The sequence below is a fragment of the Neobacillus sp. DZ-9 genome (genome assembly GCF_059587065.1).
Genome location: NZ_JCAIOL010000008.1, coordinates 247,913 through 261,337, shown reverse-complemented (window position 1 = coordinate 261,337; position 13,425 = coordinate 247,913). Strand labels below are relative to the sequence as shown.

The window sequence follows — 13,425 nt, the reverse complement described above, 5'->3', positions numbered from 1 at the left end:
TTTAACATGGCAATGGAAAAATTGATTGTGAAAGGCGCCAGAGCCCACAATTTAAAAAATATTGATGTTACGATTCCAAGAGATAAACTTGTGGTGTTGACGGGGCTTTCTGGTTCTGGTAAGTCCTCGCTCGCGTTTGATACGATTTATGCAGAAGGGCAGCGCCGCTATGTGGAATCTTTATCGGCCTATGCCCGCCAGTTCCTGGGCCAAATGGATAAGCCAGACGTCGATGCAATTGAGGGGCTTTCCCCAGCGATTTCGATTGATCAAAAAACAACAAGCCGAAACCCCCGCTCAACGGTAGGAACCGTAACAGAGATTTATGATTATTTACGATTATTATTTGCTCGGGTCGGGCATCCAACATGCCCCAATCATAATATTGAAATCTCTTCGCAAACGATTGAGCAAATGGTTGACCGGATTCTTGAATATCCAGAGCGCACCAAGATGCAGATTCTTGCTCCCGTTGTTTCTGGGAGAAAAGGTACACATGTAAAGGTATTCGAAGATATTAAAAAGCAAGGCTTTGTCCGTGTTCGTGTGGATGGAGAAATGATGGATCTTGGTGACGAGATTGAACTTGAGAAAAATAAAAAGCACTCGATTGAAGTGGTTGTCGATCGGATTGTCGTCAAGGACGGGATTTCTGCAAGGTTTGCTGACTCCCTTGAGACTGCGTTGAAGCTTGGTGAAGGCAAAGTCATCGTAGATGTTATCGGTGAAGATGAGCTTTTATTTAGTGAAAACCATGCCTGTCCACTTTGTGGTTTTTCCATTGGTGAGCTTGAGCCGCGGATGTTTTCCTTTAACAGCCCATTTGGTGCTTGTCCGGAATGTGACGGCCTTGGCTCTAAGCTTGAAGTCGATGTAGACCTCGTTATTCCTAACCGTGACCTTTCTTTAAAGCAGCATGCGATTGCCCCGTGGGAACCGACGAGCTCGCAGTACTATCCGCAGCTATTGGAGGCGGTATGCAGCCATTTCGGCATCAACATGGATATCCCTGTAAAGGATATTCCCGAAAATCTTTTGGAAAAAGTTCTTTACGGGTCGGGTAAAGAGAAAATTTATTTCCGTTACGAGAACGATTTTGGACAAATCCGCGAGGGTCATATTGAATTCGAAGGCGTTATCCGTAATGTTGAACGCCGCTATAAAGAAACAAGCTCTGACTTCATTCGCGAACAAATGGAAAAGTACATGGGCCAGCAGCCATGTCCAACCTGCAAAGGGTACCGACTAAAAAAAGAAACGTTGGCCGTTCTTATTAATGGCACTCATATTGCCCAAGTAACAGACCTTTCCATTGAGGAAGCGCATCAATTTTTCTCAGAACTAAAGCTTTCAGAAAAAGAAATGCAGATTGCTAATTTGATATTCCGCGAAATCCTCGAGCGCCTGGGCTTCTTAATCAATGTCGGCCTCGATTATTTAACCTTGAGCCGCACAGCGGGAACGCTTTCTGGCGGTGAAGCTCAGCGGATTCGTTTGGCTACACAAATCGGTTCACGATTAACAGGTGTGTTATACATTCTAGACGAACCATCGATCGGACTGCATCAGCGCGATAATGACCGCTTAATTGGAACACTGCAAAGTATGCGCGATATCGGCAATACACTGATTGTCGTTGAACATGATGAAGACACGATGCTTGCAGCCGACTATTTAATTGATATCGGACCTGGTGCGGGGGTCCACGGCGGAGAGGTTGTTTCGGCAGGAACTCCTGCAGAGGTAATGGCCGATCCGAATTCGCTTACCGGCCAGTATTTATCCGGTAAAAAGTTCATCCCGCTGCCGCTTGAACGCCGCAAATCTGATGGACGTTATATTGAAATCAAGGGCGCATCTGAAAACAACTTGAAAAATGTGAATGTGAAAATTCCACTTGGCATGTTTATTTCTGTTACGGGTGTCTCTGGCTCTGGAAAAAGTACGCTGATTAATGAGATCCTTCATAAATCGCTGGCGCAAAAGCTTCACCGTGCCAAAACGAAGCCAGGCGAGCATAAGAGCATCAAAGGAATCGATTATTTAGAAAAAGTCATCGATATTGACCAGTCACCGATTGGCAGAACGCCGCGCTCTAATCCGGCTACTTATACAGGCGTTTTCGATGACATCCGTGATGTGTTTGCGACCACCAATGAGGCGAAGGTCCGCGGTTATAAAAAAGGCCGCTTCAGCTTTAATGTGAAGGGCGGACGCTGTGAAGCCTGCCGCGGAGATGGTATCATCAAAATTGAAATGCACTTTTTACCTGATGTGTATGTTCCTTGTGAAGTATGCCATGGCAAACGCTATAATCGTGAAACTCTGGAAGTGAAATATAAAGGAAAAAGTATTTCTGAAATTCTTGATATGACTGTGGAAGCAGCCGTTGAATTTTTCGAAAACATTCCTAAAATCAGCCGCAAGCTCCAGACGATTTTAGATGTCGGGCTTGGCTACATCACGCTTGGCCAGCCGGCGACAACTCTTTCAGGCGGGGAAGCCCAGCGTGTCAAACTTGCTTCTGAACTGCATCGACGTTCGACCGGCAAATCATTCTATATTTTAGATGAACCGACGACCGGGCTTCATGTCGATGACATTTCACGTCTGCTCGTTGTCCTGCAGCGATTGGTCGAAAATGGCGATACCGTGTTATGTATCGAGCACAACCTCGATGTTATCAAAGCCGCCGATTATCTTATCGACCTCGGACCAGAAGGCGGCGACAAGGGTGGAACGATCATTGCTTCGGGAACACCGGAAAAGGTTGCGGAAGTTCCGGGGTCTTATACCGGAAAATACTTAAAGCCTATCCTCGAGCGTGACCGTTTACGAATGAAACAGCAAATTGAAGAAAAAGAAATGAGTGTAAAGAGCTAAAAACCTTTGGGTTTGGCTCTTTTTTTTAAGTCCAGGTTAGCTTGAATTCCTGATTTGGCGAAATATATTTGCAAGTGCGCGAAATTATTTTGAATACCCGCGAAATGAATTCAATAATTTGCGAAAAAATGCAGAAAATCCTCGAAATCGTCCTCCCAGCTCCCCTCGAAGATCGTGCAGACCCATTATTTGCAACCTTTTCTGAATAAGTTCGTCTAATATTTCGAAAATTAAAACATTTAAATTAAAACATTTAAAGGAGACCTAACGATGATATTCCGTTCATCCTCCACCAATTGCTCTTGTGGCTCATCGCCACGATGATCTTTTTATTCCTCCTATTTTTGCCGCGAACGGCCGTCTACTCAACCGGAACCGGCGGAACCTTAATCAGTGTGGAATATGATTACTCTTTTGAAGCTCATATAAAACAGTTCAAGGATTTCTTCCAATATGTAAAAGAAAACAAAGGGCTTGGAAAGGTGTATAACGGCCATTCCCTCACGGATAATATTTGGCGCACCTTTAAAAAAAGTATGCTAATTACCATTCCTGCATTATTCCTTGGCCTTTTCCTTGGCATTGTCAAAGGAGTATTTGACTACCGGATTCGTGAGCGGCGCGGTCGATTATCTCTTTCGAAAGGGACTTCTTCCTTCAGGGTTTTATATCGGCATGTATTGAAAAATTGTATCGTCAAAATCTTAAGTCATACCAATACGATTACCCTTTATACTCTATCAAACTTGTTTATTGTCGAATATCTAACAAACTACCGCGGTGCCGCCTACTTCTTTTACGAAACGCTGACATCAACTGCGTCCTTCACGGTTGGAGCCCAAATGTCAATTGGAATATATCCGGCAGCGGGATACATTATTCTGTTTACAGCCGTCATTTTTATTTCCAAAGTACTTAGTCAAATTAGCCGAGGTATGGTATCCCCGTTAGAAAGGAATGGATAGTCTTGAAGAATTGGAAGCTTTTAATTAGCAGCATCTTTTTGCTGGTTTTATTGGTTGTTGTTTTCGCAGGTCCTTATTTGCCCTTTGTCGATCAGGATTTAAAAGAACACGGCGCAATTAAAACAGACAAAGGAAGCTTTATCCTTCCGCCGATTTCGCCTAGAGAGGGATTTCCGCTTGGAAGTGATCACAAAGGTGTGGATATATTGAGCATGATCATCTTGGGTGCAAAAGAAACGCTTATCATTGTCGTTAGTGTGGTCCTTGCCCGCTATGTGTTTGCTCTTCCATTAGCAGTCGGAGGCTTTTACTCGAAATTTATAGAAAAAATACTAGAGGGCTGGCAGCAGATCTGTTCCTTTATGCCGCCAATCTTTTTTGTCTCTTTTTTTGTGACCCTGCCGCTGATCTTTTTTTCAGAGGATCGGGCCTTATGGATTATTTTGGTTCTGGCGGCACTGGAGACAGGCCGAGTCGCAGAGATCATTCTTCAGCACATGAAAGAAACGAAGAAAAGACCTTATATTGAGGCAGGTATCGTTGCCGGGAATCCACCCTTTAGGATGTTTAAAAACTACTATTTCCCTGTTGTCGTCCCCCAAATCATTATCTTAATTATTAATGACATGGGCAGAGTCCTTTTTCTCATTGCCCAGCTCGGCGTTGTACATATCTATGTCACCCATGAATTTATTTCGAATGAGGGACGGGGGTATGATGTCGTCAATACTTCGCTTGCATGGCCGACGATGTTTGAAACCATCACCGCTGATATTTTTTCGTATGAATGGATTCCGTTTTCCGTCATCGCCGCGATTGCCTGGACGATTTATACCTTTAATATGTTTGCCGACGGTCTGCAAAAGGTATTTGAAAAAAAATACCGGACATTCCGCTCTGACCTTTAATTTTATAAAAAATTGAATCTTTCAACCTCCAATTTCGTAAATAAATAAAAGAGGTGATGAAGTATGGATTCGAGAAAGGTTCTTTCCTGTTTGAGTTATTTCAGTATTTTTTTCGCGGGATTTCTATTTCCGCTTGTGGTCCTAATTGCCAGCGGAGATCAAGTGACCAAAATGCATGCCAAGAAGGCGCTGCTTTCCCACTTGATTCCCTTGATTCCCACTCCGATCGTCCTTTTTGCAGTAGTTTACGAATTTGGAAAAGGCGTAGTCGATGTCCCTGTCTTAACGATTATTAGTATTGTCATTCTAGTCATATTATGGGTCACAGTCCTCATATGGAATATTGTCAAAGGCGTAAAGGTGCTAATCGCTGAATAGGATTTATAGTGAATAATAAGAAGAGGTGAAAAACGATGACAGAGGAACGGAAGCGAATTTTAAAAATGGTCGAAGAGGGCAAACTGTCGGTGGATGAAGCGTTAACCTTGCTTGAAGAATTGGAAAAGGCCAAACAGACCATGGAGCAAAAGCAGGAACAAATCATGACCGAGCTATCAACGGCCGTTCAGTTTGAAGAAGCGAAAAAAGAAGACCCCGTCAATGCGAAATACCAATCGGCAAAGGAAAAGATTTTTGAATTCGTCGATTCGGCTTTGAAAAAAATTAAAGAAATTGATCTTGATTTGAATTTTGGTCAATCCGTTGATATTTCTCACATTTTCCATCATGGCAATGCCGAGCTGAAGGATATGGATATTGATGTGGCGAATGGTTCGGTGAAAATTGCACCCTGGGACCAGCCGGACGTCCGGATTGAGTGCCAGGCCAAGGTTTACCGAGTTGACAACCAGGATCAGGCAAGGCAAAACTTTTTACGAGATGTGAATTTTTCTGTAGAGGGCCAGAAACTGCGCTTCGCCACGCAGCAAAAATGGATGAAGGTCGAGGCGTTAGTATACGTACCAAAAGCGCAATATGAGCGGGTTCGCGTCCGACTGTTCAATGGCTCGATTTCCGGCGGCGAACTAAAGGTCGAGGATCTACGAATAAAAACGGCCAATGGAAAAATAACGCTGGACCATGTAAGCGGAAAAAGGGCGGAAGTGGAAACGGCAAACGGAAAAATTAATGTAAAGAACAGCCAGCTGGATGTGCTGGAGGCCGAAACCATTTCTGGCGCTATTAAATTGGATGGTGATTTCAAAAAGGTCGACGCCCAAACCTTTGGCGGCAATATTAATCTTACTCTGGTCGGAAACCGCTGCGAATTCATCGGGACCAAAGCCACCACTGGTCCGATTGACTTGTACATTCCAGAGGGGACTCCTGTCAGCGGCGAATTGAAGACCAACCTTGGCGGCTTCCATGTCAATCTGGTCGGTGTGCAAATTTTAGAAGAGAAAAGCGAAATGATCCAAAAATCGCTTCGCTTCCAATCAATCAACCATCCTGATACAATGTTAAAAATAAATGCTGATACGAAAACAGGCTCGATTACGATTAATAAATCACTTGCCGAATAAATAGGAGACCTTAAACATGAGATGGCTAATTGGATGTTTGATAAATGCAGTTTTATTTATGGCACTCGCAGGATATTTTAAAGAAAGCTTTGAATTAACAGGGTTTACCGCTGCGATTCAAGCGAGCATTTTATTATCCATCTTAAATGTCCTAGTGCGTCCTCTACTGATCTTGTTCACCTTGCCGGTGACGGTAATCACGATGGGGTTGTTTCTTTTTGTCATCAATGCCATCACCCTCGAATTAACCGATTACCTTATGGGAGATGCCTTCGAGATTCATGGCTTTGGTATGGCGCTCCTTTTTGCCGTGATTATGTCACTGGTTAATATCATCATTCACAAAACTATTCTTGAGCCATCAAGGTCTTCTAAAAAATAGAGTGCGTGCCATTTAATGGGTACGTACTTTTTTTTAGTTAACGAAAGTATGGTTATCCTTCAAAAAATGCTAAAATAGAGGGAAAGTGTTTAAAATTTGAAAACTGTCTAGCTTCAGCGCCTAGGGGCTTGAGGTCATAAGCCACTGGTCAAGGCGCCTACGCTTTTCTATGAAGGAGTGAGCTTCTTGCCAAAAGTACGCACGAAAGATATATTGGAAAAATTTAATCTTGAATTGGTGAGTGGTGAGGAAGGAATCAACCGCCCGATTACCACGAGTGATATATCCCGTCCAGGAATTGAAATGGCCGGGTATTTCGAATTTTATCCGGCAGAACGGATTCAACTTTTAGGAAAAACAGAATTGTCCTTTTTCGAAGAACTTTCGAAAAGTGAAAAGATTTCCAGGATGGAGCGTTTATGCACTGACATTACCCCGGCCATTATTGTCACAAGAGATATTGAGGTCCCAGTCGAATTAATTGAAGCATCGGAACGCGAATCGGTTCCCGTGCTGCGGGCAGCAATGAAAACAACTCGTTTTTCCAGCCGCCTGACGAACTTTTTGGAAAGTAAGCTCGCTCCGACTACCGCGGTTCACGGAGTCCTTGTTGACGTTTACGGAATTGGTGTTTTAATTACCGGTAAAAGCGGCGTCGGAAAAAGTGAAACGGCGCTGGAATTAGTCAAACGCGGACACCGCCTGGTTGCCGATGATTGTGTAGAAATCCGCCAGGAGGACCAAGACACATTAGTCGGGACTTCGCCGGATTTAATTGAGCATTTATTAGAAATCCGCGGCTTAGGAATTATCAATGTTATGACGCTTTTCGGAGCAGGTGCTGTCCGTAGTAATAAACGAATCACCCTGGTCATGAATTTAGAAATCTGGGATTCCAAGAAGCAATATGACCGCCTCGGCTTAGACGAAGAGAAAATGAAAATTATTGATACTGAGGTCACGAAGCTGACTGTACCGGTTCGTCCCGGACGAAACCTTGCTGTTATAATTGAAGTAGCCTCGATGAATTATCGTCTAAAAAGAATGGGCGTCAATGCAGCCCAGCAATTTACCGAGCGTCTTTCTGATGTGATTGAAGACGGCGAGCATGATTAATAGAGAGGGGAAATTAATAGATGAATGAAAAGATTCAGCCGCTTGATCCAATCGCCTTTACACTTGGTCCGATTCAAGTGCACTGGTACGGGATTATCATTGGTTCAGGCCTGGCATTAGCACTGTTTCTTGCGATAAGAGAAGCCAACCGTCGGGGATTGCCGAAGGACACCTTTGCTGATTTGATGTTATGGGCGATTCCGATCGCGATTATTTCGGCCCGCATTTATTATGTGATTTTTGAATGGAAGTATTATGTCAATCATCCTGTAGACATACCGAAGATCTGGAATGGCGGAATTGCCATTCATGGTGCGTTGATTGGCTCGGTGCTGACAACGTATGTATTTGCTAGAAAAAGAGGTATTTCCTTCTGGAAAATCGCCGACATCGCCGCACCGAGCATCATCCTTGGCCAAGCCATCGGCCGCTGGGGAAATTTCATGAATCAGGAAGCACATGGCGGCGAAGTGACCCGTTCATTTTTAGAGAACCTGCATTTACCTGATTTTATTATCAATCAGATGTATATTAATGGAGCGTATTACCATCCGACCTTCTTATATGAATCGCTTTGGGATTTTGCCGGCTTCATCCTGCTGATGCTGCTGCGCCGTGTGAATTTCCGCCGCGGGGAATTGTTTTTAAGCTATGTCATTTGGTATTCCGTCGGCCGCTTTTTTGTCGAAGGCTTGCGTACGGACAGTTTAATGCTGGGAAGCCTGCGAATGGCGCAAACCATTTCGATTGCGTTAATTGTGGCTGCGGTAGTGATTTTAATTGTTCGACGCAAGAAAAGCCTATCGGAAACACGATATTTAGATCAAGCAAATAGTTAAAGGGGGAGATTGGGAGAAATGCTGTTAAACTCATGCAAAAAGGGGTTACTGGTCGGTTTAAAGACAACATGGACATTAGGGAAAATTATTTTTCCAGTTACCCTGATAGTGGCAATTCTGCAATATACACCGCTATTGCCTTGGGTAATAAATCTGATTTCTCCCTTAATGAAACTGCTTGGTTTATCAGGTGATGCGGCTATTCCGCTCGTTCTAGGAAACTTCCTGAATCTCTACGCGGCCATAGGTGCCATCCTGACTCTTGATTTTTCGGTAAAAGAAGTGTTTATACTAGCGGTAATGCTCTCATTCTCACATAATTTATTCATTGAATCCAGTGTGGCTATGAAAGCGGGCGTGAAGCTTTGGATTGTGCTTGTCACAAGACCTGGACTGGCACTGCTTTCTGCTGTAGTCATTAATCTTGTTTGGCATGGCGGCGGAGAGACTGCCAAGTATGGTTTGATTGAACCGAGCACTAGTCAGCCATCAGGAGTTTGGGGAATTTTAATAGAAGCGGTTCATAAAGCAGGTCTTGGCATTTTGCAGTTAGCCATGATCGTCATTCCGCTTATGGTTGTCATTCAAATTTTAAAAGATATCCAGTGGTTGAAAAAATTTTCTAAGGGTATGGCACCCGTTACCCGGTCTCTTGGAATGAAAGAGAACACCTCGACCACAATGGCTGCCGGCTTACTGTTTGGCTTGGCCTACGGGGCGGGCGTGATGATTCAGGCAGTGAAAGAGGATGGGGTCAGCAAAAAGGATATTACGCTCGCGTTTATTTTTCTCATGGCCTGTCATGCGGTTGTTGAAGATACGCTGATTTTCGCTCCGCTCGGCATCCCCGTGCTGCCGCTGTTTATCATCCGCCTCGGAGTCGCAATTGTGTTAACCTTAATTGTCGGCACCATTTGGAAACGGTCCGGACTCGTAAAAAGAAAGGAAGCAGCTTATGACGAACAAAATTACAACAATCCTGTTTGATTTAGATGGTACCTTAATTGATACCAATGAATTGATTATTACAACCTACTTGCACACACTTGAAAAATATTACCCAAGCCGGTTCCAGCGCGAGGATGTCTTGCCATTTATGGGTCCAACCCTTCATGAAGCTTTTGGCAGCATCGATCCTGACCGGGTCGAGGAAATGATTTTAGAATATCGCGCCTTTAATATCGCCAATCACGACGAGTTGGTTAGAGAATTCGAGGGTGTTTTTGAAACGGTTAAGACATTAAAGGAAAAAGGCTATAAGCTAGGGATTGTGACCACAAAACGTCATGATGTAACTTTGAAGGGCCTGCGTTTAATGGGGCTCGAACCATTTTTTGAAGTGATCGTTGCTTATGATCATGTGAGCAAAACCAAGCCGGATCCGGAACCAATTTTTAAAGCGTTAGAACAGCTTGGTTCGAAGCCTGACGAAGCCATCATGGTCGGCGATAATTATCATGATATATTGGCTGGAAAAAATGCCGGAACCCAAACGGCCGGCTGTGCCTGGTCGATTAAGGGCAGAGAATATATTGCCAAATACGAACCTGATTACATCCTGGAGAACATGGCTGATCTATTACCAATCCTCGGAGTGTGAGAATATGAGGAATACGACCCGCTACCCTGTTGAAGGGGCTAACTCCCTTTGGCATGTTTACAAAACGGTGCCATTTTGGAAGGTTGTCAAAAACTTTATTGTCATTCAGCTGGCCCGCTATACACCATTTTTAGGGATGAAGAATTGGCTGTATCGCACGTTCCTTGGTCTAAAGGTTGGGGATCAGACTTCGTTCGCTTTAATGGTCATGCTGGATGTGATGTTTCCCGAAAAAATTAGTGTCGGCCGTAATACGGTAATCGGCTATAATACGACGATTTTAGCCCATGAGTATTTGATAAAAGAATACCGGCTTGGGCCAGTAGAAATTGGCAGTGAAGTAATGATCGGGGCTAACTCCACGATCCTTCCCGGAGTCACGATTGGCGACGGAGCGATTGTCTCGGCTGGCACCTTGGTGCATAAGGATGTACCTGCTGGGGCATTTGTCGGCGGAAATCCGATGCGGGTCATTTATACGAAGGAACAGCTAGCAGAGCGCTGGGCCGACGACGTAATTTATGGTAAATGATTTTTTATTAGTCTGGTCTTTGTGACCAGGCTTTTTTTTATGCACTTTATGGTGGATTCGGAATGGAAAGCCTTCCTTCGAAATGAATAGCAGTTTTACGGAATAAATAAGAAGATCCGCGGAAATCCAGCCCAAATCCGCGGAATAATACTCAAGTATCGCGGAATTCCCATCAAATTTGCAGAAAAACTTAAAAAACCTGCGGGATTTTTCCCAGGCTTGCAGAAACTATCTATATCATGGGGATTTTTTCATTGACGAAAAATCACATAAGGGGTAAACTACAAATAACTTTAACTTATTAGCACTTTAGCAGAGTGAAGTAAATTTAGTGATAAAGGATGAACAGGATGAGTCGCTTGTTTATGTTTGAAAAGCCTTTGGGCATGAGGGACACGCTACCGGAGTTATTTGAAAAAAAGCATCGTGTTCGTTCATTAATGGCGGAAACGATCAAACTTTGGGGCTATCAATTTATTGAAACACCTACCCTTGAATACTACGAAACCGTTGGAGCGGCATCAGCCATTCTTGATGCGCAGCTTTTTAAATTATTAGATAAAGATGGCCACACACTTGTGCTAAGGCCTGACATGACGTCACCAATTGCCCGCGTAGCGGCATCTAAGCTGCTAGAGGAGGATCTTCCAGTCCGCTTAGCCTATTCAGCAAATGTATTCCGTGCCCAGCAGCGCGAGGGGGGCCGGCCAGCTGAGTTCGAACAAATCGGGATTGAATCACTAAACGATGAAACGGTAACCTGTGACGGCGAAGTCATATCTTTATTGGTAACCTCCTTGAAAAATGTGGGATTGCAGGAATTTCAAGTTTCCATCGGCCATATCAGCTTCGCGCAGGAATTATTTTTGCAAATCCTTGGAACAGAAGAACGGGCCGATTCCTTACGAAAATTTTTATATGAAAAAAATTATGTCGGATATCGAGAGCATGTAAACTCGCTCAATCTGTCGTCAATCGATAAGCAGCGCCTTCTCCAATTCCTAGAATTGCGCGGCGGCGAAGAGGTCATTGGCAAGGCCCTCGACTTAATTGAAAATGGGCAAGGGAAGCTGGCCATCCTTCAGCTAAAGGAACTATGGGATGTGGTCAACGACTATGGAATCCAAGACCATGTAAAGTTTGATTTTACTATTGTCAGTCATATGAGCTATTATTCGGGAATTCTTTTCGAAGTATATGCCGGCAATGTCGGCTTCCCAATTGGCAATGGCGGCCGCTATAGTTTAATTGAAAAGTTTGGAAAAAATGCAAGTGCAACAGGATTTGCCGTTCGCATCGATATGCTTTTAGAAGCGTTAGGAGAAACCAAAACGGACAATTCAACCCACTGTATTTTTTTCAGCCAGGAGCGGCGCAAGGAAGCTTTTCAATTGGCCAAAAGCATGCATGAACAGGGTGTAAAAGCCGTGCTTCAGGACATTACTGGAGTAAAAAATATCGATGCTTTCACGAAGAAGTTTGCCAATACGACCTTTTATATAGGAGGGCGCGGCGATGAATAATGTATTAACCATTGCGATGCCAAAAGGGCGCATTTTTGAAGAAGCGGTAGTATTGCTGCGGAAAGCCGGCTACCAGCTGCCCCCGGAATTTGATGATTCGCGTAAATTGATCATCGAAGTCCCTGAAGAAGAGTTGAGGTTTATTTTATCAAAGCCAATGGATGTCGCAACCTATGTTGAGCATGGCGTCGCCGATGTCGGGATTGCTGGTAAGGACGTATTGCTTGAGGAAGAACGCGATGTTTACGAACTGCTTGACCTCAAAATCAGCTATTGCTACTTAGCGGTGGCTGGTCTTCCAGATACTAAAATGAATGATGTTGCCCCAAGAGTAGCGACTAAATATCCAAATGTGGCCGAAGCTTATTTTCGTGAGCAAGGGGAGCAGGTTGAGATTATTAAATTAAATGGTTCGATTGAGCTCGCCCCATTAATCGGGTTATCCGATCGGATTGTCGATATCGTTTCAACAGGACGGACGTTAAAGGAAAATGGTTTGGTTGAATATGAGAGCATTGTCGATGTCACATCCCGTCTGGTTGTGAATCCAGTCAGCTACCGTTTAAAGGATCAACAAATTAACGATCTAGTGAAACGACTCAGTGAAGTTGTGGAGGTTATTTAACATGAAAATACTAAAAGTTGCTGACGGAGTATCAATCAAACGCTCCATTGAAGCTGGGACCTCCGATCAGCAGGAGGTCGTTAAAGAGGTAATTTCCAACATTCGCAACCGCGGTGATGAGGCATTAAGAGAGTATACGGAAAAGTTCGACCGAGTCCTCTTAAATTCTTTTTCCGTGAATGAAAAAGAAATAAACGACGCCTATGAGCAGGTTGACCAACAATTCATCTCAATCGTCCAGGGAGCGGCCGAAAATATCCGCAACTTTCACGAAAAACAATTACGTCCTTCGTGGATGACAACTGAAGAGAATGGAACCATTCTTGGTCAAAAAATAACCGCGCTTGATTCGGTTGGCGTGTACGTGCCTGGCGGAACAGCTGCTTATCCTTCATCAGTTCTCATGAACGTGATTCCGGCAAAGGTGGCCGGGGTCAAACGAATTGTCATGGTGTCACCGCCGGACCGGGAAGGAAAAATACCTGCCGCCGTTCTTGTTGCAGCGAAAGAAGCTGGAGTCAAAGAGATT

General features: G+C 44.1%; 14 protein-coding genes. All 14 read left to right on the top strand.

All coding sequences use genetic code 11. The annotated features are described in order from the left end of the window. Window positions 1–6: 6 nt before the first annotated feature. Entirely contained in the window at window positions 7–2,883 is a 2,877-nt protein-coding gene (gene uvrA / locus AC59HZ_RS22380) for an excinuclease ABC subunit UvrA (RefSeq protein WP_496547964.1), read from the top strand. A gap of 344 nt (window positions 2,884–3,227) precedes the next feature. Continuing rightward, window positions 3,228–3,848, top strand: a complete 621-nt coding sequence (locus AC59HZ_RS22375) for a hypothetical protein (RefSeq protein WP_496547963.1) — start codon at window positions 3,228–3,230, stop codon at window positions 3,846–3,848. A gap of 2 nt (window positions 3,849–3,850) precedes the next feature. Next, window positions 3,851–4,756 carry an ABC transporter permease subunit gene (locus AC59HZ_RS22370; protein WP_496547962.1) on the top strand — a complete coding sequence of 302 codons (906 nt, stop codon included), beginning with the start codon at window positions 3,851–3,853 and terminating at the stop codon, window positions 4,754–4,756. Window positions 4,757–4,819: 63 nt separating this feature from the next. Then, window positions 4,820–5,134, top strand: coding sequence for a magnetosome magnetite crystal formation protein family (locus tag AC59HZ_RS22365; protein ID WP_496547961.1), 315 nt, complete (start codon window positions 4,820–4,822; stop codon window positions 5,132–5,134). A 35-nt stretch (window positions 5,135–5,169) separates the two neighbouring features. Further along, window positions 5,170–6,279, top strand: coding sequence for a DUF4097 family beta strand repeat-containing protein (locus AC59HZ_RS22360; RefSeq protein ID WP_496547960.1), 1,110 nt, complete (start codon window positions 5,170–5,172; stop codon window positions 6,277–6,279). Window positions 6,280–6,295: 16 nt separating this feature from the next. After that, entirely contained in the window at window positions 6,296–6,661 is a 366-nt protein-coding gene (locus AC59HZ_RS22355; RefSeq protein WP_335444559.1) for a phage holin family protein, read from the top strand. A gap of 186 nt (window positions 6,662–6,847) precedes the next feature. Continuing rightward, window positions 6,848–7,777, top strand: coding sequence for an HPr(Ser) kinase/phosphatase (gene hprK / locus AC59HZ_RS22350; protein WP_430064700.1), 930 nt, complete (start codon window positions 6,848–6,850; stop codon window positions 7,775–7,777). Window positions 7,778–7,797: 20 nt separating this feature from the next. After that, on the top strand, window positions 7,798–8,616 hold the full coding sequence (gene lgt / locus AC59HZ_RS22345; RefSeq protein ID WP_496547959.1) for a prolipoprotein diacylglyceryl transferase: 819 nt from the start codon (window positions 7,798–7,800) through the stop codon (window positions 8,614–8,616). A gap of 18 nt (window positions 8,617–8,634) precedes the next feature. After that, window positions 8,635–9,603 carry a nucleoside recognition domain-containing protein gene (locus AC59HZ_RS22340; RefSeq protein WP_496547958.1) on the top strand — a complete coding sequence of 323 codons (969 nt, stop codon included), beginning with the start codon at window positions 8,635–8,637 and terminating at the stop codon, window positions 9,601–9,603. Then, on the top strand, window positions 9,572–10,216 hold the full coding sequence (gene ppaX, locus AC59HZ_RS22335) for a pyrophosphatase PpaX (protein WP_496547957.1): 645 nt from the start codon (window positions 9,572–9,574) through the stop codon (window positions 10,214–10,216). Before AC59HZ_RS22340 ends, ppaX begins: the two co-directional genes overlap by 32 nt. Before the next feature lie 4 nt (window positions 10,217–10,220). After that, window positions 10,221–10,748, top strand: coding sequence for an acyltransferase (locus AC59HZ_RS22330; protein ID WP_496547956.1), 528 nt, complete (start codon window positions 10,221–10,223; stop codon window positions 10,746–10,748). 350 nt (window positions 10,749–11,098) lie between these two features. Further along, window positions 11,099–12,271, top strand: coding sequence for an ATP phosphoribosyltransferase regulatory subunit (locus AC59HZ_RS22325; protein WP_496547955.1), 1,173 nt, complete (start codon window positions 11,099–11,101; stop codon window positions 12,269–12,271). Further along, window positions 12,264–12,896 carry an ATP phosphoribosyltransferase gene (hisG, locus tag AC59HZ_RS22320; RefSeq protein ID WP_496547954.1) on the top strand — a complete coding sequence of 211 codons (633 nt, stop codon included), beginning with the start codon at window positions 12,264–12,266 and terminating at the stop codon, window positions 12,894–12,896. Before AC59HZ_RS22325 ends, hisG begins: the two co-directional genes overlap by 8 nt. A gap of 1 nt (window position 12,897) precedes the next feature. Beyond that, window positions 12,898–13,425 (top strand): histidinol dehydrogenase (locus AC59HZ_RS22315; RefSeq protein ID WP_496547953.1); only part of this gene is annotated, 528 nt, incomplete at its 3' end.